Origin of the sequence: Candidatus Villigracilis affinis (genome assembly GCF_016705895.1) — a bacterium.
Classification (GTDB): domain Bacteria; phylum Chloroflexota; class Anaerolineae; order Anaerolineales; family Villigracilaceae; genus Villigracilis; species Villigracilis affinis.
Genome location: NZ_JADJKT010000040.1, coordinates 104994 through 120916, shown reverse-complemented (window position 1 = coordinate 120916; position 15923 = coordinate 104994). Strand labels below are relative to the sequence as shown.

The window sequence follows — 15923 nt, the reverse complement described above, 5'->3', positions numbered from 1 at the left end:
CAGCAAGTGCAAGAGGCTCAATCTAACCATGCTGGAGGATTTTTTATGAAACAACGAAACCTGTACATCATATTGGCTGTCATTGTGTTGGCGGTTGCCGCGGTGGCCTACTTTGCTTCGAACTCAAAAAGCGCAGCACCTGCTCAATTGACCGAAGAAGTCAAACTCGCCGAAGTGCCCGTGACCGAGATCGCCATCTCCGGGCCCGCATCCACGCCCGAAGCAGAATTATCCGGGCTGGCTTGGTACGGCGAGAACCTCATCCTGTTGCCACAGTATCCGAACCTCTTCGATGAGAGCGGCGACGGTCAGTTATTCTATCTGCCGAAGGCCGAACTCAGCCTCTACATCGGCGGCGCACGCGGAGCCGCCCTTGAGCCGCGTCCCATCAAACTGATCGCCCCAGACCTTACCGATCAGATCCGCAACTATCAGGGCTTCGAGTCGATCGGCTTTTCAGGCGACCGTGTCTTTATGACCATCGAAGCTGGCGAAGGCAAGGATATGATGGGCTACATCATCTCCGGGACTATCAGCCCCGATCTTTCCACGCTGACACTTGATACCACGAAACTGACAGAGATCCCCCCGCAGGCAAAATCTGAAAACCACTCAGACGAATCCATTTTGGTAATGGAAGATAAGATTCTGACCTTTTACGAAGTCAATGGCGAAGCGATCGTTTCAGACCCTGTTGTTCATGTATTCGATTTTGACTTGAATCTCACAGGCACACTTCCCCTGGAGAATCTCGAATACCGCCTGACCGACACCGCCATAGGAGTTGGAAACAACATCTGGGGCATCAATTATTTCTTCCCTGGTGATGAAGACCTGATGCCAACGAGCGACCCGATTCTGGAGAGATTCGGCACTGGTGAAACCCATGCCCAATTCCCACAGGTGGAGCGGTTGATCAGATATCAATATTCCGATTCGGGAATCACATTGGTTACGAACAAAAAACCCCTCTACCTTACATTGACTGAGGACATTCGTAACTGGGAAGGCCTGGTTTCCCTGGATACGATTGGCTTCATTATGGTGACCGATAAATTCCCAAGAACGATCCTGGCATTCGTGCCGCTTCCAAGATAAGTATAAAATACCCCCGACACAACAAGAGAGAGTGACGGCTTTGGTCGTTACTCTCTCTTGTTATATAAACCCAACATGATGTTCAAGAATTTTTCACTGCCTTGATTAACCATGCCATCGATGAATAATTTCCAGACGGGGAAGGCATCCTCATCCCAGATCTTGTGCATGATCTCGAACGCATTATCTTCTGTCCAGCCCAGCCCAAGTATTCTATACATGGCAATAAATGCGCTGGCACGGAAATTCGCCTCGCAGTGCACATGGATGACCTTGTCTTTATGCTCTTCCATTGCATCCATGAATTTATCCAGCCCGTCTTTGGTGGGCGTGCCCCAGTTGATGGGAATGTTGATGTACTCGATGCCCATGGAATTCACAAGCTGACCTTCGTTTGGAATCGCATTGGGCACATCATGCGGCGCGAGATTGATCACAACCTGCACGCCGTGCTTTGGCGCTTCACTCAATTGCTCGGCGGTTGGCATTCCGCTTGAAGAGAGGCTTTCAGAATATCGGAGAAAATTGTAAATTTGATCGAACATCATTTCACCTGTGTAATTTTTCCTTCGGTCATTTTTTGCAGGTCATCCATTGTTAATTCGAAAATGGCGTTGGGTGTGCCTGCCGCCGCCCAGACCATCTTGTATTGCAGAAAATCTTCATCAAGATAAGTTTCCATCTTTTCGTTGTGACCGATGGGTGGAACACCGCCGATGGCGTAGCCCGTCACTGTTCTGACAAAATCGGCATCTGCGCGGCTGATGGATTCGCCTGCGTACTCGCTGATGCGTTTTTCGTCCACGCGATTTACGCCGCTGGTGAGGACCAGGATCGGTTTGCCGCTGGTCTTGCCGCGAAAGATGAGCGATTTGACGATCTGTCCCAGTTCACAGCCAGCGCGGTCGGCGGCTTCCTGCGCCGTGCGCGTGGACTCGGCATGTTCGATCACGGTGTAATTGTAACCAAGCGAGTTAAGAAGGGCTTGAATTTTTTGTGCAGAGGGGGAAAGTTGGATCATCCGCCAATTATAATTGCCTCATGCCTACACAAGAAGAAATCTACAAAACCGAAGGGGATAAATACGAGGCGCTGATTGCCCGCGAGGATTATCAGGAAAATATTTTGAGATCCCTGCGCGAGATCACGCCCCTTGAAGACCGTCTCGTCCTTGACCTTGGAGCGGGTACTGGACGACTGGCCTGCATGCTCGCCCCGCATGTTTCTCACGTCCGTGCGTTTGACATTTCGGAAGAGATGTTGAGGGTGTGCCGTGAGAAATTCCTCGCCAGCGGACTTGTCAACTGGCAGGTGGATGTGGCCGACCATCGTCAACTGCCTGTGGAAGATGCCTCTGCCGACCTGGTCGTCTCTGGTTGGAGCGTGGCCTATCTCGCTGTGTGGAATCCCGATTCGTGGCGGGTTGAGTTGGAAAAATGGTTGGACGAAATGAAACGCGTCTTAAGACCGAACAGCTTCATTGTTCTGTTTGAATCGCTGGGCACGGGGAATGAGTCTCCGATTAAGTTGGAGCATCTCAAAGATTATTATCCCTGGTTGGAGGAGGTCGGATTCCAGTATAAATGGATCCGCACCGATTACAAATTTGATTCACTCGAAGAAGCCGAATTTCTCTCCCGTTTTTTCTTCGGCGACGAGTTGGGCGACAAGGTAAAACAGAATAACTGGGTGATCCTGCCTGAATGCACAGGCGTGTGGTGGAAGAAAATATAAGGATGAATTGTGAAGGATGAAGGATGAAAAAAGAGTGCCGCAACATTTGCGTTGTTGCGGCACTCTTTTTTCTTTGTGTTCTACAACACTTGGACCTGGTAATTTTTTATCCCTGCACTTTGAATTTGTTCTTTGCCGCCATCACTAACCCAGTCAGAATCAATAAAATGCTCGCGCCTGCGAAGAACCATTTGACTGTGGTTAGTAAAACCAGAATCCACGCAAGGATGGCAGGTTGGGTGGGAAGATCGATAGCAAAATGACGATGACAATATTTTCAAGCAAATCAAAAAACCATGCGCCGAGCGGGGCAATGTTGTATTTCCGTATCGGGCTGTTGGAGGAAAATCCGCGCTGGAACAGCCACGAAATGAACAATCCAAAAAAGAACAGATATACGATGGGATAGACGATGTCCACGGTCAATTCCACGTTGCGGTAGAACGGACGGCCGTATTCGCCGTAGCGTTCGATCATGGCGAATATCTTTTCAGGCGTTGCGAACAACATCAAGTCGAGCGGTTGAATCCCGCCCTGTCCACCCTGCATCATGCCCTGAATGAGCGGCAGAAGAAAACCCGCAAAGAATCCATCCAGTATGAATAGAACGAAAATGAGCCAGCCTTTTGCCCATTTGTAAAACCGATCTGACAAATTTACTAACATTGTTCCTCCGTGAATAAAGTTTGAATCAAAAACACGCCGCCCGCGTTGTGGTGACGTGTTTTGGGTCATACTTAAGTCCTTACTTCATCAGGGCCGCGCCCCCGAGCAGGGCATCTTCTACGCGCTGTTTGTGTTGGCCGTGCATTGGCAGGCCTTCCATTTCCTCCAGCGAATAGTAGCCGAAGGCGGTGGTCTCGTTGCTCAATCCCAATTCGCCTTCGATGATCTCCGCTTCGAAACTGAGGACGACAAAGAAGGCTTTGTTCCCGTCTGAGTAAATGACCAATTGATCTGGGTTGCTATACACGCCGATCAAGCGTGTCGCGCGAACCTTCAAACCCGTCTCTTCCCAAACCTCGCGTTCGCAGGCTTCGGCCGCACTTTCCCCAGACTCCAACGCGCCGCCAGGCACGCACCAGCGGCCATTGTCGGTGCGCTGGGTAAGCAATACCTTTTTGCGGTTTTCATCGAAAATAACCGCACTGCATCCAACTCGTAGTTGACCTTCCTTGCCCAACCGTGGGCCATATAAAACCTGTGTCATGGTGATTCACCTTGTGTAAAATGATTTTTGAACTCGATGGGTTGTGGGTGTAAATTTTAGCCGAGTAATCTGTGCGGTGCAATCTGATTAATTACCGCGAATCATGCCAAAAGCACCAAGTTTTATTTTGTTTTTTGCGATCTTGGCGGTCTTTGCAATAAAAAAATCTCTGAGGTTTCCTCAGAGATTTTTTTATTATTTGATGAATGTTCCGTTGCGCAATTCCTGAATGGTCTGTTGAATTTCTTCGACCGTATTCATCACGAACGGTCCGTAGGGGACGATGGGTTCCTTGAACGGCGCGCCCGCAATGAGCATGAACTGCACGCCATTGCTTGCGGCGTCGCTTTTCACCTCGATCTGGTCGCCATCATCGTTGAAGACGACCATGCTGACCGATTCAACAACCTCGCCCGAAAACTCGCCCACGCCTTCGAATACATAAGCCAATGCGGTATGTCCGCTGGGGATGGGGTAGGTGAATGTCGCGCCAGGTGCCAGCTTCACATCCATATAAAGAGGCGAAGCGGCAATCTCCGTCACGGGGCCGCGAACGCCATCTACTTCTCCAGCGACGAGTCGAATCGTTGCGCCGTCTTTTTCAACGACGGGAATGGTGGACGAATTAACTTCTTGATAGCGGGGCTGCCCCATCTTTTGCGCAGCGGGCAGGTTCACCCAAAGCTGAAAGCCGTAGATGTTTCCACTGGAGCCGCGTTTCGGCATTTCTTCGTGCAGAATGCCGCGTCCGCTGGTCATCCACTGCACATCGCCGGGGCCGATGGTGCCTGCGTTGCCGAGGCTGTCACGGTGATTGACGGAGCCGTCTAAAATATAAGTAACGGTTTCAATGCCGCGATGCGGGTGCATGGGAAATCCGCGAATAGGCCCTTCGAGAGGATTGTTAAAGGCGAAATGGTCGAAGAGCAAAAATGGGTCATATTCATTGCTCGCACGCGGAGAAACGGAGCGGCGCAATAATACGCCCGCGCCCTCCACGACAAGCTGTGGTTCAATCATTTGGGAAATGGTTCTGTTGGTCATGTGAGTTGGACGATTTGAGAACGGCAGGTATTACGAAACGATTTTTTCAAGAATAATGTCAACACTCTTTGTATATTCCTCATTTTCATGCGTGACGTCTAACTTAAGGACTTTTTTCTCAGGGATAGAGGCCAGCCATTCACTGACATATTCTTCGAGCAGGTCCGCATCTTCACTCGACGCGATATTGATCCTGTTTCGAGAGGCAAGCCTTGCGCTGATGGTTTGGGAGTCCGCGCTCAAGGCGATGATCAAGTCTGGAGGCGGGAGCAGGCTGCGGGTGTGGGTGTAGAAGCGGCGGCACAGGTCATATTCGGCATCGTTGAGTAATCCGCGGGTGTGGAAGAGGCGCGTGAATCCGTGGAAGTCGAGATCGAAGCCGCCATCCATTAATGCGGGTGTATCGCCCTGGCGAAATTCATATTCCTGTTCGGCGCGATAGAGCAGGTAATCCATTTGATTCGCGAGCGCGTACTTTGAATCTTTTTTGAAGAGTGTTTGAAAGGGCCGTTCGTTGTGCTGTTCGTAGGCGAGCGCGAATTTTTGTTTGCTGCACAAGGCGTGCGCCAGTGTGGTTTTACCTACACCGCTTGCGCCGACGATGACAATGAGTTTGTTCATGGAATCCTATTGATTGCAAAAGGCGGGTGCATCGAAGAAGTTGACCTGGGTGATAAACCAACCCGTGGATAATTTCTGGATCGTAATGGTTTGCGGTAGAAGGCGCGGGTCGGTGCTTTGAATGAGCGCGCCATCGGCACGGCGGTAGATATTGGTGCTCCACACTTCGCAGGTATCTACTTCGATATTGTTTTCATTGATGACACGAATGTCGTTGATGTAGCTGTTGTAATAATCGATTTCAGAGATCTGGGCAAAGCCTTGCTGATTCAAAGAGGCGATGTCTTTATCGAGCGTGGCGAAGATATCGCCTGCCATGATGGAAGATGCGATGTTCGCGTCTCCGCGGCGATAGGCTTCGACTTGCAGTTCGATGGCTTTCGTAATAAATTCGCTGACTTCGGCGGATAGTTCTGGGGAAATGTCAGATGTCTGGTCTGGGAAAAATGGATCGCTGCCCTGCGCCACTTCCTGCCCATCTTTGATGCCGTCGTTATCCATATCGGCATCAAGCGGATTCATGCGGTAGATGATTTCCACGCCATCGCTGAGGCCGTCGGCATCGCTATCGGGGTTGTTGGGGTCGGTGCCTGTGCGCAGGGATTCGTCCGTGTCGGAGATGCCGTCACTGTCGCTGTCTTGATTTGCGCTGGGCGGAGGTGTTGCGCCCTGCGGCGGTGCTTCGGGAGATTCTGCAGGTTGTGCGGCCAGCCCATACAAGGATTGAACGCCTGCAATATCATCGTTCCCGAGAAATCGATGCGGACCTGAGTAGGACGGATACATGAGCGCATTGGGATCGTTGCTGTGGTCAAGGCCGAGGTTATGTCCGATCTCGTGTGCAGCCACGGTGAGCAGGTCCACGTTTTGCGTGTTGCTGTCCACCCATCTTTCAGCGTCGTCGAAATGAAGAAAGATCTGCCGTTCTTGATACGGATTCGGATAGGAGGCGTGTGCGAGTACATCGCCGGGGCCGTCGAAGGGATCTCCATCGCCATGTTCGGCTTCTGCCCACCCGATGACAATGTCTGCCTGAGCAGGATCAGATACCTCGTTAAAGGTGAGCGGGGTTTCATCCGCCCAAAGTTGGAATGCGGCGCGAATGAGATCACGTTCGATGGTTCCGTTTATTTTTGCGGTTCCATTGGCAAAGTAAAAGGCGAGGTTTGTCTTTCCCCATTGTGAAATGGCGCGGAAACGTGCGGCGGGCTCGTCTTCTTCACCGGCGTTGGGGAGGTTATCGTAACGGTAAATTAGGTTGGCTTCGGGAGTAGGCGTGAGCGAGGAGCAAGCCAGCAATACCAGAAAGATAACGATTATTATGAATGTGTTGTGCCTGGTAAAGGAATGACGCATGATTGACTCCTCCGATTTTTATTTTCGATAATTGTGTCCTCTTATAGCACAGTGGGACAGGCATTACAAGTATGCGCTTTAGGAAATTATTTCTGCGTTACAATTATGATGCTTATAATGTTGACGGAGAATTTGAATGAGAGAACCAATTATCGTAAAATCTGACGACCCGATCTTGAATACTTTAGAATTCAAACCGTATCGCAATGTGGTGCAACGGCGCGTCATTCCTTTTATTCCGGGAGAAGGCCAACCGCAAACGATGGAGGTCATCACCCCTTGGGGGGCACATTTAATGGCAAAAAAGGGTGACTTGCTGGTTGGAGAGTTGAATGCGCCAGACGATATGTGGCCTGTGACTCCTGAAATATTTGATGCTTCTTATATGATGATTGGGCCGGGACGATGTGTGAAACGGGCCGTTACCTTGCTGGTGCCGCTCACCGACCTGACCAATGGAGACCCAGATCAACCCGTGACCATTCATACCCTCGAAGGTGTGGACACAGTGCGGGCTGGCGACTTTTTACTGGCGAAAGGGGTGAGGGGTGAGATCTGGCCCTACCCGAAGGAGAAGGCCGCTGAAATTATGAGACCCGCCGATTGATCGGCGGGTCTTTTTGTTTTGACGGAATGTGTTGGATCTATTTTTTAGAATCGGAAAGTTTGTGCACCTTGGTTGCATTTGACTTGGACTTTCCGCTTTCATGTTCGTCCATCAATCGGCCGAGTACGTTATCAATCATGCTGTGCAGGTATTTGGAAGTGTTGATCTGTTCGATGGAGCCGCCTGTATCGCGCATCAATTCGATCATGTGATGTACAAGCCGCGCGTCGAGGTCTTTGGGTTTGTCGCCGTGGGCATTCCACAAGGCGATGAGATGTACTTTGTCGATGCCTTTTCCAAGGGAGGAGTACAGGGCCCAGCGGTTGTTGCGCTCGTAGGGATCATCGCCATCTTTTGGCAGGCCGACGTGTTCGATTTGGTACATTTCATCTACGAGTGGATGATTTCGGATTTTGTGGAAACGATCCACCCAACTATCGCCAGCCGGGGAAACAAATTTACGAATGTAGGCTGATTCTGGCAGCGGCAGAAAGGCCTTGACCTTGACGCCTTTTTCGACGCAAACTTCTGCAAAGAGAATTTCACTTCCAGCGGAGAGCCCACCAACGAAGGCACGGTCATCGGGGCTGATCTTGAATTTCTCCAATTTTTTGATGATTTCCTGGCGGATTTCATTTTCGCGTTCGGCGGGGAAGGTCTTTTTCTCTTTGGCGGGGTAGTCAACCATATAGCCGGTAAACAGGAAGGCGCGCGCATCGGTCTTTGCCTTTTTAGACTTGCCCTTTTTGCCCGTGGTTTGCGGGGCTTCGTCTCCGCTTGTTCGCGCGATCTCGTCTTTGAGTGTATCAATGCCCGCCTGCACAAATTCTTCACGCAGACCAAGCGCCTTGAGGATTTCCAATTGTCCCAGTGAAGAATTCAGGTAGAAAAGGTTGCGACGGGAGGCAGTGATCGCTTTGCGATAGGCGCGTGACACGCTGGATATGTTGTCTGCTGTGAGGACTCTTAATTCGGCGAGCGAAATTAACGTCCAATAATCTGCCCTATCATCCTCTGCCATTGCTTCGAGACCAAAGATAAGCGTACCGCGCAACTCGTCAAGGTTCTCGCGGATGCGGGTAATATCTGGGTCGGGATCTTCTTTGTCGTCAAATTTATCGGCAAGATATACGGCAAGGGTCGAAAATGTGAGCGCATTGATACCGGGGTAATTATTATTCAAATCCATGTGGAAGCCCCTCAGATAGATATCTATGGCTCTGATCAACCAATGATAACTATCAAAGGCATACTTCATGCGTTTGTTTTTATCGGTGATATTCTTCCATGAATCGGCCCACATTTCCTTGTAAATTCTGCCCAGATATGCGATCGCCTCGCTGTCGTTTGGAAAGTCATTAAGCAGACTTTCGATCTTTACAATTGCATCGTCCACGCGGCCCATGCGGTTCAGGTTAAAGGCCTCCTGACGCCGAAAATTCAGGTTGCCTGAATTAACTTCCAATCCCTTGCGGTATTGCGCCAGAGCAAGTTCATTGCGTCCCATATCGGAAAGCGCCCTGCCTGCTTCACCAATTGCCTCTTCTTTAATGAGCGGGTTTTGGATTTCCTCGGTGAGCAAAAGGATATCGCCGATGCGTTTCTGTCGCTGGGCAACGGTGACCTTATCCCTCCATTCATTGTATTCACGCCAAAAGCCGGTAGCCAGCGGGGTGCGTAAAGCGGTGCGCTCCGGTTCTCTTAGCCCGGTTAGCAGGTTGAAGATCGGGCTGTGAATTGCGTCGCGGTCTGATGCCCAGGTATCCCTGGCCATGCGCGCAATGGCTTTAATATCAGGTTTTATAAAAGCCTGATCTGGCACACCTTCGGGCGTAATGTGATACGGCAGGGTGCGGACGTTGAAAATATCGAACGGCATGTAGGCGCGCCCGGCTTGAATGTGTACAACGCCGCGTTTGCGAAAGGCGTGTCGGATGCCAAGCTCGTAATACACATTAGCGTTGTCGATGCTTAGATCGCACAGACAAAGATCGGCGAGCAATAATTCCTGAAACATGTCTGTCAGGATGTCACCTGATGATGTTTCCTCATCAGCCCGGAATGGTTCGAAACCAGCTTCTTCCAACGCAGGCTTGATTAATTCCTTGTAGATTGCATTAAAGTTGTAAATCGACCCGTCACCGCCTTTTTTGATTCCGAATGGCATGACCACAAACGCATGCGGGCGTATTTCGGGACGTACCAAATGCGGTTTTTCTGCCGATTCTGCCATCGCGGTCAATGTTGGACCTGTGGCAGGATCCTTTTTGGCAGGCTGGGTTGCCACGATGGGTGTGGCGGGCGCGGGTGTTGTTGCAGGTTCAGGATTCTGCTCGGAGGGCTGCTGGTTGTTACTATTGGCGTCCGTTGCCGCATTTTGAGATGTAGTAGTAGGGGTGTCGGTCATCTTTTTCCTCGGAAATAATTAACCCTTGGCATCAGTTGATTTTGGATAGCGAGACATGAGGTCATTGAGCACGCTCATGGGTGTGTTGGAGCCGATTTCCACACCAGCAAATTCATCGCGAATTGCCTGTAGTGAAGAGAATAGCCCGATGCGTTCAGTAATGTTTTCGACGGCTTCCTGAACGGCTTCCTGCATGGCGGCAAGTTCGGCTTGCACAAGGTCGGAGGATGCTTCTTCAGCGAGTGTGCCGAGGGTGGTTTTGTAAGTCTCTGTAAGCGTTTGCTCGGAATCGAGCATACTCTCACGGGTATGATCCACTACCGCGTCAGCGATTGCGCCTCTAAAGCGGCGGTCAGATTCGCGCTGTTCCTTGATCACACGGTTGACGAGGCTGGCTTCCTCTTCGAGATCAGAGTCGCGCAAGGCTTCCTGCATTGCTTTGATGTATTCGACATTTTGCGACCAGAGGATGTCTTCGGTGGAGCGGACGGTCTTGTAGAATTCCGTCTGGTCTCGTTCTTCGCCTTCGAGGTTCTTCCAGTGGTCGGAAAGGATGTTCAGCTCAAGCACGACCTTGCTGTAATTGCGAACGACAGAATCGAGGCTGCGTAATTCCTGCCAGCCGATGAATGCTGCCGAAAATGCGGCGGCCAATGCAACCCACATGGTGAGAGGCTGACCGAGAGCTGCAAACAAGGCACCCAGACCGCCAGCGGCCAGAATATATACTTTCAAGCGCGTGCGTTCTTTTTGCCTTCTATTGATTTCCTTGATATGCCAGCTCAATTGATTTTCGAGTCGGAAGAGGAAATACTCATCTCCGTTCAGATCGTTAAAGCCGGGATCGTAATCTGGATATTTGGGATCAAAACGCGGAGACGGGGGAATCGGACCTTTGTAGGGTTTTAAGATCATTTCACCATTCATGCCGCGAAACACCGAACGTTGGATTTCTCCCAATCTTTCCTCGAGCCACATGCGGCGGGTGGGAGTGTTTTTCAAAATAGTGCGATAGGCGTAGATCTCTTTTAGTATTTCCTCTGCGCCTGCGCGTGTCACCAGCCAGTCACCGCTTGAGTAGAACTGACTAACGTAAGCAGCAAGGATGGAGGCCGCGATGGGGGTGAAGATAAAAATGAATTTTAAGACCCAAGCCGCCAATGGATTAAGACTCTCGGCGTATAGCTGCGTGAGTATGGCGAACAAGGTTGTGAGGATGCCCAACGCGGCGATCCATCTTCGCAGGCGAAGATGAGCTTTTGACCGCTCGGTGGCCATGGCATCCAACTGGGCGAAACGGGTCCAGGCAACTTCCAGAATAGGTGTGGCTTGCTGAGTCTGATTTTCCATACTGGCTTCTCCAATGGTTCTAGTTTCCATCTGCAAGGTTTGGACAGATGGGGCGATATTCTTCATCAAAGAACAAGAGTCCCCAAATACTCTGGTTAAAATTGTGAGTCATGCGTGCGCAGGCGCTTTCGATCAAGCTTTCGCGCACGATGTGAGGAATGGATGGGACATTCCACAGCGGAACTGTTTTGCGTGAGGCGGTGGCGAGTTGGGCGCCATCCGGGGTGAATGAAATGCTGGTCACCTTGTCTGCGTGGGGGAGGCGGGCAATTTCCTGATTCAGCCCGATATCGAACAGGTATACATAGCCGGTGCTATCGCCTACTGCCAGTTGTTTGTCATCGGGGCTGAATTCCATCGAGAGCGCTTCACCGTTCACGGAATATTCGCCATCCATTCGGTTGAAAGAACCGTCGGCAGCGTTCCACAGAAATATGGTTGTTTCGGAACTGCCCGTGGCAAGCAAATTTCCATCATTGCTGAATTGGACGGATTTGATCCTGCCAATTTGAGGAAGCGTGGCAATCTGGGATGCGGCGGCTAGGTCCCAAACGATGCTGTAGTTGTTTTCCTCGACCCCTGCCGCCAAATATTTTCCGTTGGGTGAAACCGCAAGAGAAAGGATGACGTCATCAGTCACAAGTGTGTTGACCTTTTCGCCGTTTGTCACGTCCCAGATGTTGATGATGCCCTGCTGATCGGCTGTGATTACTTGTCTGCTATCCGGTGTGAATACGACTGCGTCGATCACTTGCTTGTCGTGGGTAAGGAAGAATTTTGTTGTTCCTTCTGCGTTGACCAATACAACCCGATTGTAGTCTGCGACGTTTTCGTCGTTTTCAACGGCTGCAACCCATTGCGAATCGGGGCTGATTACCATGTCGCCGGTCAGACCATTTGTCGTATGAACGACCTTGCGGTCATCCAGTGCATTCCCTGATTCGTCCAGATTGACGCGCCAAATGTTTCTGTCATCGGAATTGACCGCCAGCCACTTGCCGTCTGGCGAGAAATGCGCTTCGTTTACAAACTCTGGGAATTGCAGGATTCCCTTGCGGGCCTTAAGCTGCGAAATATCCCAAAGGGTGACGTTGCCGTCATTATCGCCAATGATCATGCGTGTGGAATCTCTATTGAAGCGGATGGAAGAACCGATGCCATCCAACGGGATTTGCATGACCTCCGTCCCGGAGGCGGAATCCCAAATGCGCAGGGTCTTGTCATAGCCAGTCGTGGCGATCCATTGACCATCTCTGCTGACACGCACCTTTTGTACGAAATTGGCGTGCGCCATGCGCAGTCTTTCCTGACCTGTGGCCGTATCGATCACTCGGACAGTGTTATCGTCGGACACGGTTACGAACCAGGAACTGTCGGGGCCAAAGGTGACATCTTCCACCCAATCGCCGTGTGTGATGGAATATTTTTGTCCGCCAGCTCGTGATTGTGCGCCGCGCGCGGTGCTGTCCTGACCTACGCTGATCACCCAATTGCCATCCGGGCTGAATTCAATATCGATGATCTCGCCATTGTGCTTCGGTCCGCTGACAGATTGATTTCCCATGACCGCCCAAATGGTCACATTCCCCTTGGATGTGGCGATTGCCATGTAGGAGCCTGAGTCATCGAAATCTATGGTTTTGACTTCGCCGGCCTGCGTGATGAACAACGCCTCGGTCATGTCGGTCATATCAATCATACTGATGGCATTGCTTCTGCCGACGCCCAGCCAGCGTCCGCCGGGGTGTGGGCTCAAATCCCAGATGGTTCCTTCGAACTTCATGGATTTGATCTGCTCGCCGGTATCTGCATTCCAAAATGTAAGAACGCCTTTTTCAGTGCCTGTAGCCAGGATTTCGCCGTCTTCGCTGAATGAGGTATCGTACACGATGCCGTCGTGTTGTGTGCAGAAGAGTTGAGTGCCGTCTTCCATGCTGAATACGCAGGCTTTTCCGTCAGAATCAGAGGTGACAAATTTGCTCTGGTCTGGGCTGGTTTGGATGGTCCAGATGCGGGCTTCCAGGTTCACCTGGTTGATCGGGATGGGAAGCAGGGTGATGTTGTGACGCAGAATATTTTCAGCATCTTCCAGACCCGGTAATTGCTGAAGCGCATTCACCGCCAGCAGGGTGCTGGTATCCAGTTCACCGACCCTGTCTTGATAGATCTTCGCTTCGGCAGCGCTGCGCTGGGCTTTTGCCTTTTGAGCATTTTCTTCAGCAATGACCGTTTGTTGCTCGGCAATAACTTTTTGTTGCTCGGCGATGGCTTTCTGTTCTTCGGCGATGGCCTGCTGGGCGGCGCGTGCCTGCTCTTTTTTCAACGCCTCTTGCTCGCTTGCGAGCGCCAGGTTGCGCTGACGTAATGCAAATATCCCGAAAAATATACTGAGGATCAGCATGGCGCCCACGCCAATCGTTAGATTGCGCTGACGCTGGATCGCCACTTTGCGGCTTGTGCTGATGTATTCCGCTTGAATGGAGTTTACAGAGCGGTTTGGGCCGGTAGTGGAAGCTGTCATCCAACGTTCACCGTCTTCCAGGTCACTTCCCTGTAGCAGGTAACTTCTATTGCGTTGTTTGAGTTCCCACTCGCTGGCGCGCTGTAACAGGCGCGTATGCTGCTGGACCCAACCCAGGTCGGTTTGAATGGCCTCGACTAGTTTGGGGATCGTTGCCTTGAAATCATCCTTTTTAGTACGCAGATACACCCAATTGGTGGAGGCCAGCTTGGGATGCATCTTTTGTCTTTTCTCAGGTTCGCGATACAGAACCGGAATGATCTTTTTATTGCTGGCAATGCCAAGTTCCAGTTCCTGCAGGCAGACTTTAGATTTGAGCGAATCGGGGCTGATCACGAATACGAAAGCATCACCGCCTTCGATCGCTGCGGTGATCCTGGCCATCCAGTCAGATGCCAACTCGATGCCTTCCCAATCCACCCAGGCATCCACGCCCAGTGCATCAAGGGCATCATTCAATTTTCGCACAAAGAGTTTGTCTTTGCGCGAATATGAAATGAAGATATTGGTCTTCCGCGAGCTTTCTTCCATGATCTCTTCTTGGGCTAGAAGGCGACGAACCAGGCTGCAACGTAACCTTCATTCGTTGCATCTTTTACTTTGATCCACTGATCGTTCTTGCCGACCTTCGCTTCTCCGCCCGCTTCGGTGATGGTGAATTCGGTATTGATCGGCACACGTTTGATCAGGGTAGCATCGCTTACGACAGGTTGATTGCGCAGGGAGACCATTTCAACAGTAGTCTTGACCTTTTTCGAACCAGCTGCTGCGGGTGTGGTGGCTGCGGCCTGTGCCGTGGAGCCTCCCGCATATTTGACATACCATGCGGCTACGTAGCCTTCCTTTTTATCCGCGCCGCGCACTTTGAGCCATTGGTTTTGTACACCAACCTTCGAGATGGCAGTATTTGCGGCTTCGAGGCAGATCAACTGTTCGGTGGTGGGGACACGTCGAATCAATGTATCTGGTGAAATCACAGGTTGAGAGCGGAAGGATAATTCTTCTGTGGGGAAAAGCGCGAGCGCGCCAGCGGGAACCGGTGCCGGAGCAGCTCCTGGTGTCGGAGCAGAAGCAGGCGTCGAGGTTGTAGAAGAAACGGGTTTTCCTTTTTGTTCAGAAACATACCACGCAGCCACATATCCCTGATCGCCTTTCGGGTCTTGTACCTGAATCCACTGACCCTGCACGCCGATCTTTGATTTGGCTTTGGCCTTGTCTTCAAGACAGATCAATTCGGTTCCCATCAACATGCGCTTCCACAAATATCCGCTGACGGATGGCTCGGAACGCAATGATAGATCGTCTTCGCCCGCATAGATGAGATATTTTTCAGCAGGGACAGGCACCTTGGTAACCTTGGGTGGCTCGGGCGGTGTGCTGCTGTATGAATCGAACCAAAGCACCGCACTGATCTCCGAAGATAATTTCGCGCCATTGTATTTGTAACGTGTGGTGAGCAGGACTTCTTTGTCGGGGCCGTCGCCGCTGTATTTATATGGATCATACAACACGTAGTCATCCCCTTTTTTCTCTTTTACTAAAACAAAATGTGTTTGCAAACCAGCCTGCTTGTTCCAATCCACTTGCAAGATCACAGGCTTGCCCGCTGCCACTGCCGCATCAATTTGTGCCAGCGGCGCAGGGTAGGCTTCGCAGGGCTGCATATCGCGGTAGGCGCAATTGGGCCACACATAGGGGAGGAAGCTCGGCATAAACAGAGCCCCATCGAACCCGCCAGCAGCTTTGAATTTTTCATTGGCGGTTACCGGGGTCTCGTTATAACCAATTCCATTGAGCATCATCGTTACGGATGTAAGCAAACAGCCCCATCCGCCAATGGTTTCCTTGGAATTTCCGAGAGGAGTTGACTTCCACGTTTCGTCGTTCTGGTAAAGATTCTTGGTAACGAACATCGGCTTGCCTCCTGCATCAGCTAAATTGTAGAAATTTGATTGTCGGCAATTTTACTCCATTT

14 protein-coding genes are annotated in these 15923 nt (G+C 51.0%); 3 read left to right on the top strand and 11 right to left on the bottom strand.

Going from position 1 to position 15923, the window contains the following annotated elements:
- Window positions 1–45: 45 nt before the first annotated feature.
- Window positions 46–1098, top strand: a complete 1053-nt coding sequence (locus tag IPI86_RS23260) for a hypothetical protein (protein WP_345300422.1) — start codon at window positions 46–48, stop codon at window positions 1096–1098.
- A gap of 47 nt (window positions 1099–1145) precedes the next feature.
- Here the strand turns inward: IPI86_RS23260 and IPI86_RS23255 are convergent, their stop codons facing one another.
- Window positions 1146–1643 carry a protein tyrosine phosphatase family protein gene (locus IPI86_RS23255; RefSeq protein ID WP_345300421.1) on the bottom strand — a complete coding sequence of 166 codons (498 nt, stop codon included), beginning with the start codon at window positions 1641–1643 and terminating at the stop codon, window positions 1146–1148.
- Entirely contained in the window at window positions 1643–2119 is a 477-nt protein-coding gene (locus IPI86_RS23250) for a YbaK/EbsC family protein (RefSeq protein WP_345300420.1), read from the bottom strand. Before IPI86_RS23250 ends, IPI86_RS23255 begins: the two co-directional genes overlap by 1 nt.
- Window positions 2120–2139: 20 nt before the next feature.
- Here IPI86_RS23250 and IPI86_RS23245 point away from each other — a divergent pair, with 20 nt between their 5' ends.
- Complete coding sequence (locus tag IPI86_RS23245) at window positions 2140–2832, top strand: class I SAM-dependent methyltransferase (protein WP_345300419.1); 693 nt, start codon at window positions 2140–2142, stop codon at window positions 2830–2832.
- 201 nt (window positions 2833–3033) lie between these two features.
- On the opposite strand, the gene IPI86_RS23240 is transcribed toward IPI86_RS23245, so the two are convergent.
- From IPI86_RS23240 to IPI86_RS23220, 5 genes are all read right to left on the bottom strand, one after another.
- Complete coding sequence (locus tag IPI86_RS23240; protein ID WP_345300418.1) at window positions 3034–3498, bottom strand: hypothetical protein; 465 nt, start codon at window positions 3496–3498, stop codon at window positions 3034–3036.
- Between the two features lie 79 nt (window positions 3499–3577).
- Entirely contained in the window at window positions 3578–4042 is a 465-nt protein-coding gene (locus tag IPI86_RS23235) for an NUDIX domain-containing protein (protein WP_345300417.1), read from the bottom strand.
- Between the two features lie 195 nt (window positions 4043–4237).
- The gene (locus IPI86_RS23230) at window positions 4238–5062 is read right to left on the bottom strand and encodes a pirin family protein (RefSeq protein WP_345300416.1); all 825 of its coding nucleotides are present in this window, start codon (window positions 5060–5062) and stop codon (window positions 4238–4240) included.
- A gap of 54 nt (window positions 5063–5116) precedes the next feature.
- Window positions 5117–5707, bottom strand: a complete 591-nt coding sequence (locus IPI86_RS23225) for a deoxynucleoside kinase (RefSeq protein WP_345300415.1) — start codon at window positions 5705–5707, stop codon at window positions 5117–5119.
- A 6-nt stretch (window positions 5708–5713) separates the two neighbouring features.
- Window positions 5714–7063, bottom strand: coding sequence for a matrixin family metalloprotease (locus tag IPI86_RS23220; RefSeq protein WP_345300414.1), 1350 nt, complete (start codon window positions 7061–7063; stop codon window positions 5714–5716).
- Between the two features lie 136 nt (window positions 7064–7199).
- Here IPI86_RS23220 and IPI86_RS23215 point away from each other — a divergent pair, with 136 nt between their 5' ends.
- Window positions 7200–7670, top strand: a complete 471-nt coding sequence (locus tag IPI86_RS23215; protein WP_345300413.1) for a hypothetical protein — start codon at window positions 7200–7202, stop codon at window positions 7668–7670.
- A gap of 37 nt (window positions 7671–7707) precedes the next feature.
- On the opposite strand, the gene IPI86_RS23210 is transcribed toward IPI86_RS23215, so the two are convergent.
- The 4 genes from IPI86_RS23210 to IPI86_RS23195 are packed head-to-tail and all read right to left on the bottom strand — an operon-like array spanning window position 7708 to window position 15861.
- Window positions 7708–10077 (bottom strand): TRAFs-binding domain-containing protein, encoded by a 2370-nt coding sequence (locus tag IPI86_RS23210; RefSeq protein ID WP_345300412.1) that lies wholly within the window; start codon window positions 10075–10077, stop codon window positions 7708–7710.
- Between the two features lie 18 nt (window positions 10078–10095).
- The gene (locus IPI86_RS23205; protein ID WP_345300411.1) at window positions 10096–11427 is read right to left on the bottom strand and encodes an SLATT domain-containing protein; all 1332 of its coding nucleotides are present in this window, start codon (window positions 11425–11427) and stop codon (window positions 10096–10098) included.
- Window positions 11428–11446: 19 nt separating this feature from the next.
- The gene (locus tag IPI86_RS23200) at window positions 11447–14479 is read right to left on the bottom strand and encodes a TIR domain-containing protein (RefSeq protein ID WP_345300410.1); all 3033 of its coding nucleotides are present in this window, start codon (window positions 14477–14479) and stop codon (window positions 11447–11449) included.
- A gap of 14 nt (window positions 14480–14493) precedes the next feature.
- Window positions 14494–15861: a hypothetical protein gene (locus IPI86_RS23195; protein ID WP_345300409.1), complete on the bottom strand. Its 1368-nt coding sequence runs from the start codon at window positions 15859–15861 to the stop codon at window positions 14494–14496.
- Window positions 15862–15923: the final 62 nt, after the last annotated feature.